This is a genomic window from Pseudomonas sp. LBUM1668 (assembly GCF_059695715.1).
In genome coordinates this window covers 5,472,120-5,494,402 of record NZ_CP166787.1, presented here as the reverse complement: position 1 = coordinate 5,494,402, position 22,283 = coordinate 5,472,120, and the positions used below count along the sequence as shown (strand labels likewise).

General features: G+C 60.4%; 17 protein-coding genes. 14 read left to right on the top strand and 3 right to left on the bottom strand.

Annotation, left to right across the window (positions count from 1 at the left end; all coding sequences use genetic code 11):
- Positions 1–15 precede the first annotated feature (15 nt).
- From dgcA to ACA061_RS24760, 5 genes are all read left to right on the top strand, one after another.
- Positions 16–2,076: a dimethylglycine demethylation protein DgcA gene (dgcA, locus tag ACA061_RS24780; RefSeq protein WP_150601896.1), complete on the top strand. Its 2,061-nt coding sequence runs from the start codon at positions 16–18 to the stop codon at positions 2,074–2,076.
- Positions 2,077–2,208: 132 nt separating this feature from the next.
- Positions 2,209–4,158 (top strand): dimethylglycine demethylation protein DgcB, encoded by a 1,950-nt coding sequence (dgcB, locus tag ACA061_RS24775; RefSeq protein ID WP_497300203.1) that lies wholly within the window; start codon positions 2,209–2,211, stop codon positions 4,156–4,158.
- Positions 4,158–5,378 (top strand): electron transfer flavoprotein subunit alpha, encoded by a 1,221-nt coding sequence (etfA, locus tag ACA061_RS24770; protein ID WP_150617786.1) that lies wholly within the window; start codon positions 4,158–4,160, stop codon positions 5,376–5,378. The genes dgcB and etfA overlap by 1 nt, the downstream gene beginning before the upstream one ends.
- Positions 5,379–5,387: 9 nt before the next feature.
- Positions 5,388–6,158 carry an electron transfer flavoprotein subunit beta gene (gene etfB, locus ACA061_RS24765; RefSeq protein ID WP_150601893.1) on the top strand — a complete coding sequence of 257 codons (771 nt, stop codon included), beginning with the start codon at positions 5,388–5,390 and terminating at the stop codon, positions 6,156–6,158.
- Between the two features lie 677 nt (positions 6,159–6,835).
- Complete coding sequence (locus ACA061_RS24760; protein WP_150617785.1) at positions 6,836–7,048, top strand: hypothetical protein; 213 nt, start codon at positions 6,836–6,838, stop codon at positions 7,046–7,048.
- On the opposite strand, the gene gbca is transcribed toward ACA061_RS24760, so the two are convergent.
- The gene (gene gbca / locus ACA061_RS24755) at positions 7,045–8,340 is read right to left on the bottom strand and encodes a glycine betaine monooxygenase oxygenase subunit (protein WP_150617784.1); all 1,296 of its coding nucleotides are present in this window, start codon (positions 8,338–8,340) and stop codon (positions 7,045–7,047) included. The genes ACA061_RS24760 and gbca overlap by 4 nt on opposite strands.
- A 297-nt stretch (positions 8,341–8,637) precedes the next feature.
- On the opposite strand from gbca, the gene gbcB reads away from it, so the two are divergent.
- Positions 8,638–9,738: a glycine betaine monooxygenase reductase subunit gene (gene gbcB / locus ACA061_RS24750; RefSeq protein ID WP_150601891.1), complete on the top strand. Its 1,101-nt coding sequence runs from the start codon at positions 8,638–8,640 to the stop codon at positions 9,736–9,738.
- A gap of 106 nt (positions 9,739–9,844) precedes the next feature.
- On the opposite strand, the gene ACA061_RS24745 is transcribed toward gbcB, so the two are convergent.
- Entirely contained in the window at positions 9,845–10,669 is an 825-nt protein-coding gene (locus tag ACA061_RS24745; protein ID WP_497300202.1) for an SDR family oxidoreductase, read from the bottom strand.
- A 244-nt stretch (positions 10,670–10,913) separates the two neighbouring features.
- Positions 10,914–11,954, bottom strand: coding sequence for a threonine aldolase family protein (locus ACA061_RS24740; RefSeq protein ID WP_150601889.1), 1,041 nt, complete (start codon positions 11,952–11,954; stop codon positions 10,914–10,916).
- Positions 11,955–12,081: 127 nt separating this feature from the next.
- On the opposite strand from ACA061_RS24740, the gene ACA061_RS24735 reads away from it, so the two are divergent.
- The 8 genes from ACA061_RS24735 to fdhA all read left to right on the top strand — a co-directional run bounded on the left by ACA061_RS24735 (position 12,082) and on the right by fdhA (position 22,226).
- Positions 12,082–12,792 (top strand): TraX family protein, encoded by a 711-nt coding sequence (locus ACA061_RS24735; RefSeq protein WP_497300201.1) that lies wholly within the window; start codon positions 12,082–12,084, stop codon positions 12,790–12,792.
- 259 nt (positions 12,793–13,051) lie between these two features.
- Positions 13,052–14,305, top strand: a complete 1,254-nt coding sequence (gene glyA, locus ACA061_RS24730; RefSeq protein ID WP_150601887.1) for a serine hydroxymethyltransferase — start codon at positions 13,052–13,054, stop codon at positions 14,303–14,305.
- A 20-nt stretch (positions 14,306–14,325) separates the two neighbouring features.
- Positions 14,326–15,576: a sarcosine oxidase subunit beta gene (locus tag ACA061_RS24725; protein WP_497300200.1), complete on the top strand. Its 1,251-nt coding sequence runs from the start codon at positions 14,326–14,328 to the stop codon at positions 15,574–15,576.
- 14 nt (positions 15,577–15,590) lie between these two features.
- On the top strand, positions 15,591–15,920 hold the full coding sequence (locus ACA061_RS24720; protein ID WP_150601885.1) for a sarcosine oxidase subunit delta: 330 nt from the start codon (positions 15,591–15,593) through the stop codon (positions 15,918–15,920).
- Positions 15,917–18,934, top strand: a complete 3,018-nt coding sequence (locus ACA061_RS24715) for a sarcosine oxidase subunit alpha (RefSeq protein ID WP_497300199.1) — start codon at positions 15,917–15,919, stop codon at positions 18,932–18,934. The genes ACA061_RS24720 and ACA061_RS24715 overlap by 4 nt, the downstream gene beginning before the upstream one ends.
- Positions 18,935–19,094: 160 nt before the next feature.
- Positions 19,095–19,727 carry a sarcosine oxidase subunit gamma gene (locus tag ACA061_RS24710; RefSeq protein WP_497300198.1) on the top strand — a complete coding sequence of 211 codons (633 nt, stop codon included), beginning with the start codon at positions 19,095–19,097 and terminating at the stop codon, positions 19,725–19,727.
- A 234-nt stretch (positions 19,728–19,961) separates the two neighbouring features.
- Positions 19,962–20,819, top strand: a complete 858-nt coding sequence (purU, locus tag ACA061_RS24705) for a formyltetrahydrofolate deformylase (protein ID WP_042561445.1) — start codon at positions 19,962–19,964, stop codon at positions 20,817–20,819.
- 207 nt (positions 20,820–21,026) lie between these two features.
- Positions 21,027–22,226 carry a formaldehyde dehydrogenase, glutathione-independent gene (fdhA, locus tag ACA061_RS24700; protein WP_042561444.1) on the top strand — a complete coding sequence of 400 codons (1,200 nt, stop codon included), beginning with the start codon at positions 21,027–21,029 and terminating at the stop codon, positions 22,224–22,226.
- Positions 22,227–22,283: the final 57 nt, after the last annotated feature.

Genomic DNA, 22,283 nt, shown 5'->3' with positions numbered 1-22,283 from the left:
GTCGAGGAACCCGTCATGGCTTTCGAAGCAATGTTCCAGCCGATCCAGATCGGCAAACTGACCATCCGCAACCGTGTGCTCAGCACCGCGCACGCCGAGGTCTACGCGACTGACGGCGGCATGACCACCGACCGCTACGTCAAGTATTACGAAGAGAAAGCCAAGGGCGGCATCGGCCTGGCGATTTGCGGCGGTTCGTCCAGCGTGGCCATCGACAGTCCGCAAGGCTGGTGGAAATCGGTGAACCTGGCGGACGACCGGATCATCCCGCACTTCCAGAACCTGGCCGACGCCATGCACAAGCATGGCGCCAAGATCATGATCCAGATTACCCACATGGGCCGTCGCTCACGCTGGGACGGCGAGCATTGGCCAACCCTGCTGTCGCCGTCGGGCATCCGCGAACCGGTGCACCGCGCGACCTGCAAAACCATCGAACCGGAAGAAATCTGGCGGGTGATCGGCAACTACGCCACCGCTGCTGGCCGCGCCAAGGCCGGTGGTCTGGACGGCGTCGAGCTGTCCGCCGTGCACCAGCACATGATCGACCAGTTCTGGAGCCCGCGCGTCAACAAGCGCACCGACGAATGGGGCGGCAGTTTCGAGAACCGCATGCGTTTCGGCCTTGAAGTGCTCAAGGCTGTGCGCAAGGAAGTCGGCGACGATTTCTGCGTCGGCATCCGCTTGTGCGGCGACGAATTCCACCCGGACGGCTTGTCCCACGAGGACATGAAACAGATCGCCAAGTACTACGACGACACCGGCATGCTCGACTTCATCGGCGTGGTCGGTTCGGGTTGCGACACTCACAACACCCTGGCCAACGTTATCCCCAACATGAGTTATCCACCGGAGCCGTTTCTGCATTTGGCGGCCGGGATCAAAGAGGTGGTGAAAGCCCCGGTGCTGCATGCGCAGAACATCAAGGACCCGAACCAGGCCACGCGGATTCTCGAGGGCGGTTATGTCGATATGGTCGGCATGACCCGCGCGCACATCGCCGACCCGCACCTGATCGCCAAGATCAAGATGGGCCAGATCGACCAGATCAAACAGTGTGTCGGCGCCAACTATTGCATCGACCGTCAATACCAGGGTCTGGACGTGCTGTGCATCCAGAACGCCGCAACGTCCCGGGAATACATGGGCGTGCCGCACATCATCGAAAAATCCACCGGCATCAAGCGCAAAGTCGTGGTCGTCGGTGCCGGCCCGGCCGGGATGGAAGCGGCGCGTGTGTCCGCTGAACGCGGCCACGACGTGACGCTGTTCGAGAAAAAAGAATTCATCGGCGGGCAGATCACTACCGCATCGAAAGCACCGCAGCGCGACCAGATCGCCGGCATTACCCGCTGGTTCCAGTTGGAACTGGCGCGGCTGAAAGTCGACCTGCGTCTGGGCACTGCGGCTGATGTCGCCACGATCATGGATTTGCGTCCGGACGTGGTGGTGCTGGCGGTTGGCGGACATCCGTTCCTTGAGCAGAACGAACACTGGGGCGCGGCCGAAGGGTTGGTGGTCAGCAGTTGGGACGTGCTCGACGGTAAGGTCGCGCCGGGCAAGAACGTGCTGGTCTACGACACCATTTGTGAGTTCACCGGGATGTCGGTTGCCGACTTCCTCGCCGACAAGGGCAGCCAGGTCGAGATCGTCACCGACGACATCAAACCCGGCGTGGCTGTTGGCGGTACGTCGTTCCCGACTTACTACCGCAGCATGTATCCGAAAGAAGTGATCATGACCGGCGACATGATGCTGGAGAAGGTCTACCGAGAGGGCGACAAACTGATCGCGGTGCTGGAGAACGAATACACCGGTGCCAAAGAGGAGCGGGTAGTCGATCAGGTGGTCGTGGAAAACGGCGTGCGTCCGGACGAAGAGCTGTATTACGGGCTCAAGGAAGGATCGCGCAACAAGGGCCAGATCGATATCGATGCGTTGTTTGCGATCAAGCCGCAGCCATCGCTGAGCACCACGGGTGACGGCTACTTGCTGTTCCGCATCGGCGACTGTGTGGCGCAGCGCAACACACACGCCGCGATCTACGACGCCCTGCGGTTGTGCAAGGACTTCTAAATCCCCCTGTAGGAGCTGCCGAAGGCTGCGATCTTTTGATCTTGCTATTGAAGACCCAGATCAAAAGATCGCAGCCTTCGGCAGCTCCTACACCGACCGTGTTTTCTGGCTGTACTGGTGGGAGCAACACCTATGTTGAACACCCTTCTTCCAATCCTGTTGTTCGCAGCCCTGGGCCTCGCTGTCCTTGGCGCGTTGCGGCGGGTGGCGATGTGGCGTCGGGGCCGGGCCTCGAAGGTCGATCTGATCGGCGGCCTGCTCGCCATGCCCAAGCGCTACATGGTCGATTTGCACCATGTGGTGGCGCGGGACAAATACATCGCCAACACTCACGTGGCCACCGCCGGCGGCGCGGTGGCGTCGATTGTGCTGGCGATTCTGGTACACGGCTTTGGCCTGCATAACCGCATCCTCGGTTACGCCTTGCTGCTGATGTCGGCGGTGATGTTCGTCGGCGCGATCTTCGTTTACCTGCGCCGGCGCAACCCGCCGGCACGCCTGTCGAAAGGCCCGTGGATGCGCCTGCCGAAAAGCCTGCTGGCCTTCTCGGCGTCATTCTTTCTGGTGACCTTGCCGGTGGCCGGGATTCTGCCGCAGGACTTCGGCGGCTGGCTGCTGGCTGTCATTCTCGGGATCGGCGTGTTGTGGGGCGTTTCGGAATTGCTCTTCGGCATGACCTGGGGCGGGCCGATGAAGCACGCCTTCGCTGGCGCCCTGCATCTTGCCTGGCACCGTCGCGCCGAGCGTTTTGGCGGCGGCCGTTCCACCGGGCTGAAGCCTTTGGATCTCAACGACCCGACCGCACCGCTGGGCGTGGAAAAACCCAAGGATTTCACCTGGAATCAACTGCTCGGCTTCGATGCCTGCGTGCAATGCGGCAAGTGTGAAGCCGCGTGCCCGGCGTTCGCTGCCGGCCAGCCGCTGAACCCGAAAAAACTGATTCAAGACATGGTCGTCGGCCTCGCTGGCGGCACCGATGCCAAGTTCGCTGGCAGCCCTTATCCAGGCAAGCCAGTCGGCGAGCATTCAGGCAATCCGCATCAACCGATCGTCAACGGTCTGGTCGATGCCGAGACCCTTTGGTCATGCACCACCTGCCGCGCCTGCGTCGAGGAGTGCCCGATGATGATCGAGCACGTCGATGCCATCGTCGACATGCGCCGCCACCTCACTCTGGAAAAAGGCGCGACCCCAAACAAGGGCGCTGAAGTCCTGGAAAACCTCATCGCCACCGACAACCCCGGCGGTTTCGCACCGGGCGGGCGGATGAACTGGGCGGCCGACCTCAACCTCAATCTGATGAGCGAAAAGAAATCCACCGACGTGCTGTTCTGGGTCGGCGACGGCGCCTTCGACATGCGCAACCAGCGCACCTTGCGCGCCTTCGTCAAAGTGCTGAAGGCAGCGAAAGTCGACTTCGCCGTACTCGGTCTTGAGGAACGCGACAGCGGCGACGTGGCCCGGCGGCTCGGCGACGAAGCGACGTTCCAGCAGCTCGCCAAACGCAATATCCAGACTTTGGCCAAGTACAGCTTCAACCGCATCGTCACCTGCGATCCGCACAGTTTTCATGTGCTGAAAAACGAGTACGGCGCGTTCGACGGCAACTATCTGGTGCAGCACCACAGCACCTACATGGCGGAAATCATTCAGGCCGGCGCGCTCAACCTTGGGCAGCACAAAGGCAACAGCGTGACCTATCACGATCCGTGCTATCTCGGCCGTTACAACGGCGAGTACGAAGCGCCGCGTGAAGTGCTGCGTGCGCTCGGTATTGAAGTCAAAGAGATGCAACGTTCGGGCTTTCGCTCGCGCTGCTGCGGCGGCGGTGGCGGTGCGCCGATCACCGACATTCCGGGCAAGCAGCGTATCCCCGACATGCGCATGGACGACATCCGCGAAACCGGCGCTGAACTGGTGGCCGTGGGTTGTCCACAGTGCACGGCGATGCTCGAAGGCGTGGTCGAACCGCGCCCGCTGATCAAGGATATTGCCGAACTGGTCGCCGACGCGTTGCTGGAAGATGCCGCGCCGAACAAGCCTGCCAGCCCGGCCAAACGTGAACCCGCGGAGGCCCACTGATGAGCGACATTATCCGCCGCGATCCGCGCGCCGAATGGATCGCCCGCAACCGACTGCATCCGCTGCACGCGGCGATGCAACCGGCACAACACAGCTGGATGGGACCCAACGGCGTCATCCGTAAAAACCTGCACGGCATCGGTTTTATCGGCCCCAACGGCATCAAGCGTATCGACCGCAGCGGCGCGCAACAGGGCGGGGCGACTAAACGTTCTGCGGCTGTGGAAGTGCAGTTGCCGCTGCATCAGGTGCCGGCGCCGGCGTTTTATATCAGTGTGGTGCCGGACATGGTCGGTGGCCGCTTGAGCAGCCACGACCGCGACTTGCTCGGTCTTGCCCATGAGTTGGCCGGCAAGGATGGGGCAGTGTTGGCGGTGGTGTTCGGCGAGCACAAGGAAAGCGCATTTGCCACGGCGGGCGTTGACCGATTGCTGGTACTCGATGGCGAAGAGTTCAACGGTTATGCACCGGAACAACGGGTGCAGGGCCTGCGGGCTGTGGATAACCAGTTCAGTCCGCGTCACTGGCTGCTGCCGGACAGTCGCAGCGGTGGCGGTGAACTCGGCCGTCGCTTTGCTGCAGCGTTGGGAGAACGCCCGGCCACACGGGTCTGGCAGGTTAAGGATGAGCAATGCATCGGCCGCGCCGGTGCCGGGCTGCAAGACCTGGCGCGTCCGGTCGCACGATTGATTCTGGCCTCGGCCGAATGCGCAGAACCGGTCAGCGAAACTCGCCACGAAGCGCTGCCCGTGGAGTTATCCACAAGCGTCGCGCGCAGCTTGTCGCGAATTGAGGATCTGGGCGCGGTGGCGGTGGACCCGGCGGCGATTCCCATGGCCGAGGCCGAGTTCATCTTCTCCGGCGGTAACGGGGTCAAGGACTGGGCGCTTTTTCACCAAACCGCCGCCGCACTGGGCGCCACCGAAGGCGCTTCGCGGGTGGCGGTGGACGACGGCTACATGGCGCGCGATCGTCAGGTTGGCGCGTCCGGTACCTGGGTCACTGCGCGGGTGTATGTGGCGGTGGGGATTTCCGGGGCGATCCAGCATCTGCAAGGCATTGGCGCCTGCGACAAAGTGGTGGCGATCAACCTCGATCCGGGTTGCGACATGATCAAGCGTGCGGACTTGTCAGTGATTGGCGAGAGCGCAGAAATTCTTCAAGCCTTGATCGCGGCGGTAGCGGCCTACCGCAACGACGCCAAGCGCGATGCGGCTTAAGGAAACGCGATGAACACAAAAATCATCAGTCTGGTTTCAATCGGCGCCCACCCAACCTCCGGCCGCCCACGCCGCGCCGAACAGGATGCACGGGCAGTGGAACTGGGTTTGCAACTGGCTGGGGATAACCTGCAAGTGCTGCACGCCGGCGACGTTGCTGAACCGGCGTTGCGCGCCTATCTGGGCATGGGCCTGGAGCAGATGCACGTGTTGGAGCAACCGGCGGGCGCGGATGCGTTGCCGGCGCTGACGGCTTACCTGCGAGAGGCCGGTGCTCAAGTGGTGCTGACGGGGAGCCAGGCAGAAACCGGCGAGGGCTCGGGCATGTTGCCGTTCCTGCTGGCCGAAGGGTTGGGTTGGCCGCTGGTAGTCGGATTGGCCCAGGTCGAGTCGATCAACGATGGCTCGGCGCTGGTGCTGCAAGCACTACCGCGGGGCCAGCGGCGGCGGTTGAAGGTCAAGCTGCCGTTTCTGGCAACTGTGGATAACGCGGCGCCGAAGCCGAGGCAGAGTGCCTATGGGCCGGCGCGGCGTGGGCTGTTGGAGGCGGATGACGTCGAAGTCATCGACGATGAGCTTTTGTCTGTTGCCACATTGCAGCCGGCCAAGCCTCGGCCGAAGCGTCTGAAAGTGATCAAGGCCAAGAGTGGCGCTGATCGGATGAAGGCGGCTACGGCCAAGGCCAGTGGCGGTGGGGGGCAAGTACTCAAAGGCGTCACGGCGCAAGCCGGCGCCGAAGCCATCCTCAAACTGCTGATCGAAGAAGGCGTCGTCCGCTGACACCCTGCAAAGCCCCTGTAGGAGCTGTCGAGTGAAACGAGGCTGCGATCTTTTGATCTTTCATAAGCCAGATCAAAAGATCGCAGCGTGCCGCAGCTCCTACATATAAACCAAGCGTATCGAGATATTGCGCTGTTTACCCACAATCCCTGTTGGCGGATCTGTGGATAACGTGTTCGTCCATCCCCGCACCCCACGCCAATCAAGCCCTTCAGGCCTCAGATCAAAAAACAACCAGCCTAAGTCACGGTTTTTCCGGGCTTTTCTCCTTGGATAACTGCACAAGTTGCCCCCAATCTCTGTTGGCGCTTCTGTGGATAAGATGTTCGCTATCCGCTACAAGCCTTGTAAAACATGGTCTGTGGGGTTCTGATCAAAAAACAACCTAATCGTCATTTAACTCGGGTAAATCCCTCGAAAACCCTGATTCTGTACAGTCTTCAGGGCTTTTCCACAGATCCGGCAAAGTTACCCCCGATTACTGTTGGCGCTTCTGTGGATAAGGTGTTCGCCATCCTCTGTAAGCCATACAAACCGCCGCATACAGAGATGTGATCAAAAAACACCCAATACCTATCCCAAACTGTACTTCTGCATAAGTCACGGTTTTTCTTGGCAAATCATTGGAATATTTTTCGAGTCATCCACAGTTGTCCCCATTTGCTGTGGGTGGGTATGTGGATAAGTTGTTTGCGGAAGGCTGGGGGGCTTGGTGGGTATGGTGTGTGGCGTGGTTGATCAAAATTCATCCACTGGAGGTCAAAGGTGAATGTCAGGACGCCATCGCTGGCAAGCCAGCTCCCACAGGGTTGTTGGTGTTCACCGAATTTGTGAGCGCCACAAAACCTGTAGGAGCTGCCGAAGGCAGCGATCTTTTGATCTCGCTTTAACCCTGGACAGGGACGCCTTTGAGGTAAGGCGCAGGTTCTGCGCCGAGATTACTCAGCAGTCTCTCGCTGTACCAATCAACAAAGTTCACCACGCCAAATTCATAAGTTTTGGAGTAAGGCCCTGGCTGGTAAGCCGTGGAGTTGATCCCGCGCTGGTTCTCTTCGGCCAGACGCCGGTCCTGATCATTGGTCGCATCCCACACCTGGCGCATGCGCTCAACGTCGTAATCGACGCCTTCGACCGCATCCTTGTGCACGATCCACTTGGTGGTAACCATGGTTTCCTGCGCGCTGATCGGCCACACAGTGAAGACGATGATGTGATCGCCCATGCAGTGGTTCCACGAGTGCGGCAGGTGCAGGATGCGCATCGAACCCAGATCCGGGTTTTTGATGCGGCCCATCAGTTTGGCGCAGCCCTGTTTGCCGTCGAGGGTCATCGACACGGTGCCCTTGAGCAGCGGCATGCGAACGATGCGGTTGCGCAGGCCGAAACTGGCGTGGGCATAAGGGATCTTTTCGGCTTCCCATGCGGCAGCGGAGGCAGCGACGTGATCCTTGAACGCCTGATCGGCGCGTGGGTCGGTGACGTCGTCCCATTCCAGCAGGGTTTTCAGCAGTTCCGGGTGCGAGGCGTTGCAGTGGTAGCACTCACGATTGTTTTCCAGCACCAGTTTCCAGTTGGCTTTTTCGAACAAGGTGGTCTGTATCGCCACCTTGGTGTTCTCCATGTCGTACGGTTCCATGTAGTGGTTCAGCGTCGACAGGAAGTCATCAATGGCCGGTGGATTCTCCGCCAGGCTGATAAAGATGTAGCCGCCAGCGGTCTTCACGTTCACCGGTTTGAGGCCGTACTGCTTCATGTCGAAGTCGGCGCCCATTTCGGTGCCGGCGAACAGCAGGCGACCGTCCAGCTCGTAGGTCCACTGGTGGTAATGGCAAACCAGTTTGGCGACCTTGCCCTTTTCACTGGTGCACAGGCGCGAGCCACGGTGGCGGCAGACGTTGTGGAACGCATGCACCACTCCCTCGGCGCCACGAATCACGATGATCGGGTTCTTGCCGATCTGCAGCGTCAGGTAGTTGCCCTTGGCCGGAATCTCGCAGGTCATGCCGGCAATCAACCACTCTTTCTGGAAGATCTCCTGCATGTCGATATCGAACAGCCGCTCGTCGCTGTAGAACGGTTGCGGTAGCGAGAAGGTGCGCTCGCGCTCCTGCAACATTTGGGCGGTGGCCTTGCGTGCGGGTTCCAGCGGATCGCCCAGGCTGATTTTTGCGGTGACGTCCATCGATGTGATCCTCATGGCCATCTGCGTGGCCGGCGAAAAGTGGCTGATCAGGTGTGCTGCTAACGGTTGCTACGCAAGGTGTAAAGAATCTGTCTTGGTGTTGGGGCGAGTGTGGGGCCGGCGCTGGGCGGAACCTTATCCATGGGCGACATGGTGCAATCTGTTCCCGACGCGCAACCCCCTGTGGTTGGGGGCTGGTCGCGATAAGTATGCCGATGTCGCGGATAGGTAAACGGACGGTTCGCGCTATACGCAGAATCGCCGACATGAGGCCGACAGTCGGCCGTGGAGAACAGCATGTCCAACAGCTTCCTGAATCCGGTCACCACCCAGACCTGGGCCAATGGCCGACACATCGTCCGTTGCGTCAAAGTCATCCAGGAAACCTGGGACGTGCGCACCTTCTGCTTCATGGCCGATCAGCCGATCCTGTTCTTCTTCAAGCCCGGGCAGTTCGTCACCCTGGAGCTGGAAATCGAAGGCCAGCCGATCATGCGTTCGTACACCATTTCCAGTTCGCCGTCGGTGCCTTACAGCTTTTCGGTGACGATCAAACGGGTGCCGGGCGGCAAGGTTTCCAACTGGCTGCACGACACGCTGCACGAGGGCCAGGAGTTGGCGGTGCACGGGCCGGTCGGGCTGTTCAATGCCATGGACTATCCGAGCCCGAAAGTCCTGTACCTGAGCGGCGGCGTCGGTATCACGCCGTGCATGTCGATGGCGCGCTGGTTCTACGACACCAATGCCAACGTCGACATGACCTTTATCCACAGCGCGCGCTCGCCCAAAGACATCATTTACCACCGTGAGCTGGAACACATGGCCTCGCGGATCGACAACTTCAGCCTGCACCTGATCTGCGAGAAGCACGGCTTGGGTGAGCCGTGGGCCGGGTATCGCGGTTACCTCAATCACAAGATGCTCGAACTGATGGTGCCCGACTTTCTTGAGCGCGAAGTGTTCTGCTGCGGGCCGACGCCGTACATGAACGCAGTCAAGCGGCTGCTGGAAGCCGCCGGTTACGACATGTCGCGCTACCACGAAGAATCCTTCGGTGCCACGCCCCCCGAGGCTCGCGCCGATGCTGTCGAACAGGCCGAGCAGGCAGCGGACGCGCCGGAAGTCGATGCGGCGGATCTGCATCAGGTGGAATTCACCGCCTCCGGCAAGAGCATTCGTGTGGCACCGGGCGAGACGGTGCATGCGGCGGCGGCCAAGCTCGGCCTGATGATTCCGAAAGCCTGCGGCATGGGGATTTGCGGGACGTGCAAGGTGATGAAGCTGGGCGGCGAGGTGGAGATGGAGCACAACGGCGGGATCACCGAAGACGACGAGGCGGAAGGGTTTATCTTGTCGTGCTGCAGCGTGCCGAAGGGCGACGTCCGTATCGAGTTTTAACCACGGCCCCCTGTAGGAGCTGTCGAAGGCTGCGATCTTTTGATCTTGTTTTTAAAGATCAAGATCAAAAGATCGCAGCCTTCGGCAGCTCCTACAAGGGGAGTGTTCAGTCGACGAACAGGTCGGTCATCAGCTTGTCGGCACTGCCCGGCTCGAAGCGGTAGTGCTCGAATTCGCTCGCACCCCTTTCCCGCAAAATCTCCTCATCAATCAGCAACCGCCCAGTGATCTGCCGCTGGCTGCTACTCAAAATCACATACGCCGCATCCGCCATGATCTCAGGCGTTCGCGCATGCTTGAACGACTCTCTGTTGCCCAACTGAAACTCAATCGCTGCCGTGGCAATCATCGTCTGTGGCCACAGTGAGTTGACGCTGATCCCGTACCCGGCGAATTCCTCACTCATGCCAAGCGTCAGCATGCTCATGCCGTATTTGGTCACGGTGTACGGGCTGTATTGGGCAAACCACTTGGTCGCCAGATTCAGCGGCGGCGACAGGTTGAGAATGTGTCCGGCGGATTTCTTCAGATAGGGCAGGGCGGCCTGGCTGCACAGGAGCACTGCGCGGGTGTTGATCTGGTGCATCAGGTCGAAACGCTTGAGTTCGATGTGTTGCACGCCGGTCAACTTGATCGCCCCGGCGTTGTTCACCAGCGCATCGATGCTGCCGAAATGTTCGTTTGCCTGAGCCAGTGCCTGGCGCACCGCGTCTTCATCGCGCACATCCAGTTGCAGGGCCAAAGCTTTGCCGCCCGCCGCTTCGACCTCCGCGGCGACGCTGTGGATGGTGCCGGGCAGCTTGGCGTGGGGTTCGGCGCTTTTCGCCGCAATCACGATATTGGCCCCGTCCCGCGCGGCCCGCAGCGCAATCTCGCGGCCAATGCCACGGCTGGCGCCGGTGATGAACAGGGTTTTGCCTTGTAACGACATGCCGATGCTCCTGCTTATTGTTATGTGAGCGGAGGGCTCGACAGACAATGTAGACCAAGCAGCAAACGCGGTAGGTGGGGTGTAACTTTGTGGCGAGGGGATTTATCCCCGATGGCCTGCGCAGCAGGCCCAAAGTCTGAATCCAGTCTCTGTCAGACAGAAACTCAATGGCAGGTTTTGGGGCTGCTGCGCAGCCCATCGGGGATAAATCCCCTCACCACAGGGGACCTATCGGCTCAAGGGATCAGTTGGACATGACTTCACGGATATCGCGGGCCAGTTCGCGTACGCGTTCTTCTTCGGTGTCCCACGAGCACATGAAGCGTGCGCCGCCCTTGCCGATGAAGGTGTAGAAGCGCCAGCCGCGTTCCGTCAGCGCGGCGATGGCCGGTTCGGACAGTTGCAGGAACACGCCGTTGGCCTGGACCGGGAACATCAGCTCGACACCCGGAATGTCGCTGACCAGTTCGGCCAGCAATTGCGCGCAGTGGTTGGCGTGGCGGGCGTATTTCAGCCAGGCGTCGTTTTCGAGGATGCCCACCCACGGTGCCGACAGAAAGCGCATCTTCGACGCCAGTTGCCCGGCCTGTTTGCAGCGGTAGTCGAAGTCTTCGGCCAGTTTGTGGTTGAAGAACAGGATCGCCTCACCGACGGCCATACCGTTTTTGGTGCCACCAAAACACAACACATCAACACCGGCTTTCCAGGTCAGATCCGCTGGCGAGCAGCCGAGGAACGCGCAGGCGTTGGAGAAACGCGCGCCGTCCATGTGCAGGTTCAGGCCCAGCTCTTTGCAGGTGGCGCTGATGGCGCGGATTTCTTCCGGGGTGTAGACGCTACCGACTTCAGTGGCCTGGGTCAGGGTCACGACACGCGGTTTAGGGTAGTGAATGTCCTGACGCTTGAGCGCGACTTCGCGGATCGAGGCCGGGGTGATCTTGCCGTTTTCAGTGCCGGCGATCAGCAGTTTCGAGCCGTTGGAGAAAAACTCCGGGGCGCCACATTCGTCGGTTTCGACGTGGGCGGTTTCCGAGCAGATCACGCTGTGGTAACTCTGGCACAGCGACGACAGGGCCAGCGAGTTGGCGGCGGTGCCGTTGAAGGCAAAGAATACTTCGCAATCGGTGTCGAACAGTTTGCGGAAATGGTCGGCCGCGCGAGCGGTCCATTCATCGTCGCCGTAAGCGCGTTGGTGGCCGTGGTTGGCCTGTTCCATGGCAGCCCAGGCTTCAGGGCAGATACCGGAATAGTTGTCGCTGGCGAATTGTTGGCTCTTGTCGGTCATGGCCGGCTTCCGTGATCGAAACGCTTGTGGCGCTTCGTTGGTCAATGATGGTGCGCACTTTACCGAAGATCTTCCGGGGAGCACACGGGATGTCGTTGTCAAAACTCTACAAGGACACGGGCCGATTATGCACCTGAGAAATCGCGACGGCGCGCTGGATCTGCTCAAGTGGCTGGCGCTGTTGAGCATGTTGCTCGATCACCTGCGATATGTCGGGTTCTCCGTCGATTGGCTGTATGTGCCTGGGCGTTTGGCGTTTCCATGGTTTTGTCTGGCGATGGCGGCGAATCTTGATCGTGCGGGGGCGCGCAAGACCGAGTGGCGGTATCTGTGCTGGTTGCTGTTGTTCAGCCTGGTCAGCGAGATTCCGTATAGGCTGTACATTCCTGATCCCGACACGTTGAACGTCATGCCGACTCTGGCCTTGGGATTGCTGGTGGCGCGAGGCTGGCAGGATCGGGCCTTGGCATCGCGAGTGCTCGGCGCTGGCGCGTTGCTGCTTTCGGCGCTGTTCTCGGAACGGCTGATGTTCGGTTTCTTTGGTGTCTTGCTGCCGCTGGCGACGTTGTGGGTGATTCGTCGCCCGTGGTATTTCGCTGTGTTGCCGGGACTGGTGTGCCTGGCGGCGAATCAGTGGCGGGTGTTGTTCGAATCTGTGCGGTTCGGCAATGAACTGGCGATCTTCGGCCTCATCGTTTGCCTGATTGCGCCATTGCTTGGGATGTTGCTTTTGCGACATGCCCGAACGATCCAGCCGCCACCGATGCGGCGCTGGGCCTACGCCCTGTATCCGGCGCATTTCCTCGTACTGCTCGCCCTGCGCCAGGTCATCGCATAACCCCTGTAGGAGCTGCCGCAGGCTGCGATCTTTTGACTTTGGCTTTTCAGAATCAAAAGCAAGATCAAAAGATCGCCGCCTGCGGCAGCTCCTACAGGGGACTGCATTCTCCAAGCCATTTCCTGCCATGTCGTAAACGCACCTTTGCGTGGCGTCCGTAGGCATTTGAGCTGTCTGCGCCGGTCATACCATCGCATCAAAGGGCACGCAGGTGCCTGACCGAGACGAATGGCGCACCGCCGCCGCTGGGAGAGACGCGATGTTCAGCAAGCAAGACCAGATCCAGGGTTACGACGATGCACTGCTGGCGGCGATGAATGCCGAGGAGCAACGTCAGGAAGATCACATCGAGCTGATCGCGTCGGAGAACTACACCAGCAAACGCGTGATGCAAGCCCAGGGCAGTGGCCTCACCAACAAATACGCCGAAGGCTATCCGGGCAAGCGCTACTACGGTGGTTGCGAACATGTGGATAAAGTCGAAGCGCTGGCCATCGAACGCGCCAAGCAACTGTTCGGCGCCGATTACGCCAACGTCCAGCCGCACTCCGGTTCCTCGGCCAACAGCGCCGTGTACCTGGCGTTGATCCAGCCGGGCGACACCATTCTGGGCATGAGCCTGGCCCACGGTGGTCACCTGACCCACGGCGCCAAAGTGTCGTCCTCGGGCAAGCTCTATAACGCCGTGCAGTACGGGATCAACACCGATACCGGGCTGATCGATTACGACGAGGTCGAGCGTCTGGCCGTCGAGTGCCAGCCGAAAATGATCGTCGCCGGTTTCTCCGCTTACTCGAAGACTCTGGACTTCCCGCGTTTCCGTCAGATCGCTGACAAAGTCGGCGCGCTGCTGTTCGTCGACATGGCTCACGTCGCCGGGCTGGTCGCGGCCGGTCTGTACCCGAACCCGCTGCCGTACGCCGACGTGGTCACCACCACCACGCACAAAACCCTGCGCGGCCCGCGTGGTGGTTTGATCCTGGCCAAGTCCAACGAAGAAATTGAAAAGAAACTCAACTCTGCGGTGTTCCCCGGCGCTCAGGGTGGCCCGCTGATGCACGTCATCGCCGGTAAAGCCGTGTGCTTCAAGGAAGCGCTGGAGCCTGGCTTCAAGGCGTATCAACAACAAGTGATCGACAACGCCCAGGCGATGGCGAGCGTGTTTATCAAACGTGGCTACGATGTAGTGTCCGGCGGCACCGATAACCATCTGTTCCTGGTCAGCCTGATCCGTCAGGGCCTGACCGGCAAAGATGCCGACGCCGCTCTTGGCCGTGCGCACATCACCGTCAACAAGAACGCGGTGCCGAACGATCCGCAGTCGCCGTTCGTGACGTCCGGCCTGCGCATCGGCACCCCGGCGGTGACCACGCGCGGTTTCAAGGTGACCCAGTGTGTGACGCTGGCCGGCTGGATCTGCGACATCCTCGATAACCTCGGCGATGCCGATGTCGAGGCCAATGTTGCCCAGCAGGTTTCGGCCCTGTGCGCTGACTTCCCGGTTTATCGCTGAGCGTTCTGGAGTACATGACTATGCAACGCTATTCGGGCTTCGGCCTCTTCAAACACTCGCTCAGCCACCACGAAAACTGGCAGAAAATGTGGCGCACGCCGACCCCGAAAAAGGTCTACGACGTGGTCGTCGTCGGCGGCGGCGGGCACGGTCTGGCGACTGCTTACTATCTGGCGAAAGAGCACGGCATCACCAACGTCGCCGTGGTCGAGAAGGGCTGGCTGGGCGGCGGTAACACCGCGCGCAACACCACCATCGTGCGTTCCAACTACTTGTGGGACGAGTCGGCGCATCTGTACGAACATGCGATGAAATTGTGGGAAGGCCTGTCGCAGGACTTGAACTACAACGTGATGTTCTCCCAGCGCGGTGTTTACAACCTGTGCCACACCTTGCAGGACATTCGCGATTCCGAGCGTCGGGTCAGCGCCAACCGCCTCAACGGCGTCGACGGCGAGTTGCTCAACACTGAGCAAGTCGCCAACGAGATTCCGTACCTCGATTGCTCGAAAAACACCCGCTACCCAGTACTGGGCGCAACCGTCCAGCGTCGCGGCGGCGTCGCCCGTCACGATGCGGTGGCCTGGGGCTTTGCCCGGGCTGCCGACGCTCTCGGCGTGGACTTGATCCAGCAGACTGAAGTGATCGGTTTCCGTAAGGAAAACGGCGTGTGCATCGGCGTTGAAACCAACAAGGGTTTCATCGGCGCCAAGCGCGTCGGCGTGGTCACGGCTGGTAACTCCGGGCACATGGCCAAACTCGCCGGTTTCCGTCTGCCAATCGAATCCCACCCGCTGCAAGCGCTGGTGTCCGAGCCGATCAAACCGATTATCGACAGTGTGATCATGTCCAACGCCGTGCACGGTTACATCAGCCAGTCCGACAAGGGCGACCTGGTGATCGGCGCCGGTATCGACGGCTACAACGGCTACGGCCAGCGCGGTTCGTACCCGGTGATCGAGCACACCATTCAGGCCATCGTCGAGATGTTCCCGGTGTTGTCCCGTGTACGCATGAACCGTCAGTGGGGCGGCATCGTCGACACCACGCCGGATGCCTGCCCGATCATTTCGAAAACCCCGGTGCCGAACATGTTCTTCAACTGCGGTTGGGGTACCGGTGGCTTCAAGGCAACACCTGGCTCGGGCAACGTTTTTGCCGCGAGCCTGGCCAAGGGTGAAATGCACCCGTTGGCCGCACCTTTCTCCATCGACCGTTTCCACAACGGTGCGTTGATCGATGAACACGGCGCTGCTGCGGTTGCCCACTAACAGGAGAAATCCCCATGTTGCATATCTTCTGTCCTCACTGCGGCGAGCTGCGCTCCGAAGAGGAATTCCATGCATCCGGCCAGGCGCACATTCCGCGTCCACTGGACCCTGCAAGCTGCACCGATGCGGAGTGGGGCGACTACATGTTCTTCCGTGATAACCCACGCGGTCTGCACCACGAGCTGTGGGATCACGTCGCCGGTTGCCGCCAGTACTTCAACGTCACCCGCGACACCGTGACTTACGAGATTCTCGAAACCTACAAGATCGGCACCAAGCCGCAATTCACCGACAAGGCTGATGGCGCGAAAACAGCCACGACGGCGCTGGGAGAGAAGGTATGAGCCAGACCAATCGCCTGTCCAACGGTGGACGGATCGACCGCAACAAAGTGCTGAGCTTCACCTTCAACGGTCAGAGCTACAAAGGCTTCGAGGGTGACTCGCTGGCCGCCGCGCTGATCGCCAACGGCGTCGACATCATTGGCCGCAGCTTCAAGTATTCGCGTCCTCGCGGGATCTTCGCCGCCGGTGCCGAAGAGCCGAACGCGGTGCTGCAGATCGGTGCTACCGAAGCCACGCAGATCCCCAACGTGCGCGCCACGCAACAGGCGTTGTATCAAGGTCTGGTCGCGACCAGCACCAACGGCTGGCCGAGCGTCAACAACGACATGATGGGCATTCTCGGCAAGGTCGGCGGCAAGCTGATGCCGCCGGGTTTCTACTACAAAACCTTCATGTACCCGCAATCGTTCTGGATGACTTACGAGAAGTACATTCGTAAGGCTGCAGGTCTTGGCCGCTCGCCGACCGAGAATGATCCGGACACCTACGACTACATGAACCAGCACTGCGACGTGCTGATTGTTGGCGGCGGCCCGGCCGGTCTCGCTGCAGCACTGGCCGCTGCGCGCAGCGGTGCTCGCGTCATTCTGGCCGACGAGCAGGAAGAGTTCGGCGGCAGCCTGCTCGATTCCCGCGAAAGCCTCGACGGCAAGCCTGCGATGGAGTGGGTTGCCAGCGTCATCACCGAACTGAAAAACACCCCGGACGTGCTGATCCTGCCGCGCGCTACGGTCAACGGTTACCACGACCACAACTTCCTGACCATTCACGAACGCCTCACTGATCATCTCGGCGACCGTGCGCCAATCGGTCAGGTGCGTCAGCGCATCCACCGCGTTCGCGCCAAGCGTGTGGTGCTGGCCACTGGCGCGTGCGAGCGTCCGTTGGTCTACGGCAACAACGATGTGCCGGGCAACATGCTCGCCGGTGCGGTATCGACTTACGTGCGCCGCTACGGTGTGGCGCCGGGCAAGAAGCTTGTGCTTTCGACCAACAACGATCACGCCTACCGCGTGGCGCTGGACTGGCTCGACGCCAGCCTGCAAGTGGTGGCCATCGCCGATGCCCGCAGCAATCCGCGTGGCGCATTGGTTGAAGAGGCTCGCGCCAAAGGCATCCGCATCCTCACCGGTAGCGCCGTGATCGAGACCCGAGGCAGCAAGCGCGTTACCGCTGCCCGCATCGCCGCAATTGATGTCAAAGCGCACGCCGTGACCAGCCCGGGCGAATGGCTCGACTGCGACGTGGTCGCCAGCTCCGGCGGTTACAGCCCGGTGGTTCACCTGGCCTCGCACTTGGGCGGCAAGCCGACCTGGCGTGAAGACATCCTCGGTTTCGTACCGGGCGAAGCACCGCAGAAACGCGTGTGCGTCGGTGGCATCAACGGTGTTTATGGTCTCGGCGATTCGCTGGCAGACGGTTTTGAAGGTGGCGTGCGCGCCGCTGCCGAAGCCGGTTTCCAGACGGTAGAAGGCGTGTTGCCAAAAGCCTTGAGCCGTCACGAAGAACCGACGCTGGCGCTGTTCCAGGTGCCGCATGAAAAGAACACCGCACGGGCACCGAAGCAATTCGTCGACCTGCAAAACGACGTGACCGCCGCCGCCATCGAACTGGCGACCCGCGAGGGTTTCGAGTCGGTTGAACACGTCAAACGCTACACCGCGCTGGGTTTCGGCACCGATCAGGGCAAGCTGGGCAACGTCAACGGTCTGGCCATCGCCGCCCGTTCGCTGAACGTGACCATCCCGCAGATGGGCACCACGATGTTCCGCCCGAACTACACGCCAGTGACTTTCGGCGCGATCGCCGGCCGCCACTGCGGGCATATCTTCGAGCCGGTGCGTTATACCGCACTGCATCAATGGCACCTGAAAAACGGCGCCGAGTTCGAAGACGTCGGCCAGTGGAAGCGTCCGTGGTACTTCCCTAAAAACGGCGAAGACCTGCATGCCGCTGTGAAGCGCGAATGCAAAGCCGTGCGCGACAGCGTCGGCCTGCTTGATGCTTCGACGCTGGGCAAGATCGACATTCAAGGCCCGGATGCCCGCGAGTTCCTCAACCGCGTGTACACCAACGCCTGGACCAAACTCGATGTGGGCAAGGCCCGTTACGGTTTGATGTGCAAAGAAGACGGCATGGTCTTCGACGACGGTGTGACGGCTTGCCTGGCCGACAACCATTTCGTCATGACCACCACCACTGGTGGCGCCGCGCGCGTGCTGCAATGGCTGGAGCTGTACCACCAGACCGAATGGCCGGACATGAAGGTGTATTTCACCTCCGTCACTGACCACTGGGCGACCATGACCCTGTCCGGGCCGAACAGCCGCAAGCTGCTCAGCGCTGTCACCGATATCGATTTGAGCAACGAAGCGTTCCCGTTCATGACCTGGAAAGAAGGCGAGGTCGGCGGCGTGCCTGCGCGGGTCTTCCGCATCTCGTTTACCGGTGAGCTGTCGTACGAAGTCAACGTGCAGGCCGACTACGCGATGGGCGTGCTGGAGAAAATCGTCGAGGCGGGCAAGCAGTACAACCTGACGCCGTATGGCACCGAAACCATGCACGTCCTGCGCGCCGAGAAGGGCTTCATCATCGTCGGCCAGGACACTGACGGCTCGATGACCCCGGACGACTTGAACATGGGCTGGTGTGTCGGTCGCACCAAACCGTTCTCGTGGATCGGCCAGCGCGGCATGAACCGTGAAGACTGCGTGCGTGATCAGCGCAAACAGCTGGTAGGCCTGAAGCCGATCGATCCGACCAAATGGCTGCCGGAAGGCGCGCAGTTGGTGTTCAACACTAAACAGACGATCCCGATGACCATGGTCGGCCACGTGACTTCCAGCTATGCGCACAACTCTCTCGGTTATTCGTTTGCGATGGGCGTGGTGAAGGGCGGTTTGAAGCGTCTTGGCGAGCGGGTGTTTGCACCGTTGGCGGACGGCAGCGTGATCGAGGCGGAAATCGTTTCTTCGGTGTTCTTCGATCCGAAAGGTGATCGGCAGAATATTTGATGGTTCGGATCCTGTGGAGTGCAGTTGCACCGTGATGACTTCATCGCGAGCAGGCTCACTCCTACAGGTGAACGCGTACCCCTTGTAGGAGTGAGCCTGCTCGCGATAGCGGTATATCTGCTGGCACAGGGCTCAAGTCAGAATTCAGGAAAGGTGCTTTATGACCACAGCCAATGTTTACCAACAACGCCCAGCCTCAGGGGCCAAGGCCGAGTCGTCGCTGCACCATGCCGACCTCGCCAGCCTGGTCGGCAAGGGCCGCAAGAACGCCGGCGTGATCGTGCGTGAGCGCAAACTCCTCGGCCATCTGACCATCCGTGGTGATGGCCACGATGCAGCCTTCGCTGCCGGTGTGCACAAGGCCTTGGGCATCGAACTGCCCGGCGCCCTGAGCGTGATCGTCAAAGGCGAAACCAGCCTGCAATGGATGGGCCCGGATGAATGGCTGCTGATCGTGCCAAGCGGTGAAGAATTCGCCGCCGAACAGAAACTACGTGAAGCGCTGGGCGATCTGCACATCGCGATCGTCAACGTCAGCGGCGGTCAGCAACTGCTCGAACTGAGCGGGCCGAACGTGCGTCAGGTATTGATGAAGTCCACCAGCTACGACGTGCACCCGAACAGCTTCCCGGTGGGTAAGGCTGTGGGCACGGTGTTCGCCAAGTCGCAGCTGATGATTCGCCATACCGCTGAAGACACTTGGGAGCTGCTGATTCGTCGCAGTTTCTCGGATTACTGGTGGTTGTGGTTGCAGGATGCTTCGGCTGAGTACGGCCTCAGCGTCCAGGCCTGACACTGCATGGCTATCGTGCCTGCTTCTGTGGCGAAAGGATTTATCCCCGTTCGGCTGCGAAGCAGTCGCAATACCTGTGAATTCGATCTACCTGATAAACCGCGGTGACTGGTTTTGGGGCGGCTTCGCCACCCAACGGGGATAAATCCCCTCACCACAAAAGCAGTTCAGCACAGGTCAACCCAGTTCAGAGTTCAATCTGCTCACCGTTGTCGAAACAGGAGTCACCGCACCATGAGCCGCGCCCCAGACACATGGATTCTGACCGCCGACTGCCCCAGCGTCCTCGGCACTGTGGACGCGGTCACGCGTTTTCTGTTCGAGCAGGGTTGCTACGTCACCGAGCACCACTCGTTCGATGACCGGCTCTCCGGCCGCTTCTTCATTCGTGTGGAATTTCGCCAGCCCGACGGCTTCGACGAACAAGCCTTTCGCGCTGGTCTCGCAGAACGGGGTCAGGCGTTTGGCATGATCTTCGAACTGACCGCGCCGAACTACCGGCCGAAAGTGGTGATCATGGTTTCCAAGGCTGATCACTGCCTCAACGACTTGCTCTACCGCCAGCGCATCGGTCAATTGTCGATGGATGTCGCGGCGGTAGTGTCCAATCACCCGGACCTCAAGCCGTTGGCCGATTGGCACCAGATTCCCTACTACCATTTCCCCCTCGATCCCAACGACAAACCGTCGCAAGAGCGACAGGTCTGGCAGGTGATCGAAGAGTCCGGCGCCGAACTGGTCATCCTCGCTCGCTACATGCAGGTGCTGTCGCCAGAGCTGTGCCGCAAGCTCGATGGCAAGGCGATCAATATTCATCACTCGTTGCTGCCGGGTTTCAAGGGCGCCAAACCGTATCACCAGGCTTACAACAAAGGCGTGAAACTGGTTGGCGCGACGGCGCATTACATCAATAACGATCTCGATGAGGGGCCGATCATTGCCCAAGGTGTCGAGGCCGTGGATCACAGCCATTACCCCGAGGATTTGATTGCCAAGGGGCGGGATATCGAAGGCCTGACGTTGGCGCGGGCGGTGGGGTATCACATAGAGCGCAGGGTGTTTCTTAACGCCAATCGTACGGTCGTTCTTTAGATAGCTAAAAGATCGCAGCCTTCGGCAGCGCCTACAGGGATTTGTGTCGGTTACAAAATTTCAATCCAACCCGAATCCTGTGGGAGCTGGCTTGCCAGCGATGAGGCCATAACAGACAACGCAAAACCAACAAGCAATAACCCGAGCACTCAACGCGCTGCCTGTCTGGGCAACGCGGTTCCATAAAAACAACAGCGAGGTGAAAGCATGTCTGGCAATCGTGGTGTGGTGTATCTCGGCGCTGGCAAGGTCGAAGTACAGAAAATCGACTATCCGAAAATGCAGGACCCGCGCGGTCGCAAGATCGAGCACGGGGTCATTCTCAAAGTGGTTTCCACCAACATCTGCGGCTCCGACCAGCACATGGTGCGCGGCCGCACCACGGCGCAGACCGGTCTGGTGCTGGGCCACGAGATCACCGGAGAGGTGATCGAAAAAGGCTCCGATGTCGAAAACCTGAAAATCGGTGATCTGGTTTCCGTACCGTTCAACGTGGCTTGCGGGCGCTGCCGTTCCTGCAAAGAGCAACACACCGGCGTCTGCCTGACCGTCAACCCGGCCCGTGCCGGCGGTGCTTACGGTTACGTCGATATGGGCGACTGGACCGGTGGCCAGGCCGAGTACGTACTGGTGCCGTACGCCGACTTCAACCTGCTGAAACTGCCGGATCGCGACAAGGCCATGGAGAAAATCCGCGACCTGACTTGCCTCTCCGACATCCTGCCGACCGGTTATCACGGTGCGGTCACTGCTGGCGTAGGCCCGGGCAGCACGGTTTACATCGCAGGTGCCGGCCCGGTCGGTCTGGCCGCCGCCGCATCGGCGCGCCTGCTCGGCGCAGCGGTGGTGATCGTTGGCGACGTCAACACCATCCGCCTGGCCCACGCCAAAGCGCAGGGTTTTGAGATCGTCGACCTGTCGAAAGATACCCCGCTGCACGAACAGATCGCCGCGCTGCTGGGCGAGCCGGAAGTGGACTGCGCGGTGGACTGCGTTGGCTTCGAAGCACGTGGACACGGTCACGACGGCGTCAAATCCGAAGCCCCGGCCACCGTACTCAACTCGTTGATGGGCGTAGTGCGCGTGGCTGGCAAGATCGGTATCCCGGGCCTGTACGTCACCGAAGATCCGGGTGCCGTGGACGCTGCTGCGAAAATGGGCAGCCTGAGCATTCGTTTCGGCCTGGGCTGGGCCAAATCCCACAGCTTCCACACCGGGCAAACGCCAGTGATGAAGTACAACCGCCAGTTGATGCAGGCGATCATGTGGGATCGCATCAACATTGCCGAAGTGGTTGGCGTGCAGGTCATCAGCCTCGACCAGGCGCCGGAAGGGTATGGCGAATTCGATGCCGGTGTGCCGAAGAAGTTTGTGATTGATCCGCATAAGTTGTTCAGTGCGGCGTAAGCGAGCGAGAAAAAAACGGCGACCATTGGTCGCCGTTTTTTTATCCATCACAGCGCC

Excerpts from the sequence above, each read along its gene's own strand:
- dgcA (WP_150601896.1), top strand. The coding sequence starts at position 16 with ATGGCTTTCGAAGCAATGTTCCAGCCGATCCAGATCGGCAAACTGACC.
- dgcB (WP_497300203.1), top strand. The coding sequence starts at position 2,209 with ATGTTGAACACCCTTCTTCCAATCCTGTTGTTCGCAGCCCTGGGCCTC.
- etfA (WP_150617786.1), top strand. The coding sequence starts at position 4,158 with ATGAGCGACATTATCCGCCGCGATCCGCGCGCCGAATGGATCGCCCGC.
- etfB (WP_150601893.1), top strand. The coding sequence starts at position 5,388 with ATGAACACAAAAATCATCAGTCTGGTTTCAATCGGCGCCCACCCAACC.
- gbca (WP_150617784.1), bottom strand. The coding sequence starts at position 8,340 with ATGGACGTCACCGCAAAAATCAGCCTGGGCGATCCGCTGGAACCCGCA.
- gbcB (WP_150601891.1), top strand. The coding sequence starts at position 8,638 with ATGTCCAACAGCTTCCTGAATCCGGTCACCACCCAGACCTGGGCCAAT.
- ACA061_RS24745 (WP_497300202.1), bottom strand. The coding sequence starts at position 10,669 with ATGTCGTTACAAGGCAAAACCCTGTTCATCACCGGCGCCAGCCGTGGC.
- ACA061_RS24740 (WP_150601889.1), bottom strand. The coding sequence starts at position 11,954 with ATGACCGACAAGAGCCAACAATTCGCCAGCGACAACTATTCCGGTATC.
- ACA061_RS24735 (WP_497300201.1), top strand. The coding sequence starts at position 12,082 with ATGCACCTGAGAAATCGCGACGGCGCGCTGGATCTGCTCAAGTGGCTG.
- glyA (WP_150601887.1), top strand. The coding sequence starts at position 13,052 with ATGTTCAGCAAGCAAGACCAGATCCAGGGTTACGACGATGCACTGCTG.
- ACA061_RS24725 (WP_497300200.1), top strand. The coding sequence starts at position 14,326 with ATGCAACGCTATTCGGGCTTCGGCCTCTTCAAACACTCGCTCAGCCAC.
- ACA061_RS24720 (WP_150601885.1), top strand. The coding sequence starts at position 15,591 with ATGTTGCATATCTTCTGTCCTCACTGCGGCGAGCTGCGCTCCGAAGAG.
- ACA061_RS24715 (WP_497300199.1), top strand. The coding sequence starts at position 15,917 with ATGAGCCAGACCAATCGCCTGTCCAACGGTGGACGGATCGACCGCAAC.
- ACA061_RS24710 (WP_497300198.1), top strand. The coding sequence starts at position 19,095 with ATGACCACAGCCAATGTTTACCAACAACGCCCAGCCTCAGGGGCCAAG.
- purU (WP_042561445.1), top strand. The coding sequence starts at position 19,962 with ATGAGCCGCGCCCCAGACACATGGATTCTGACCGCCGACTGCCCCAGC.
- fdhA (WP_042561444.1), top strand. The coding sequence starts at position 21,027 with ATGTCTGGCAATCGTGGTGTGGTGTATCTCGGCGCTGGCAAGGTCGAA.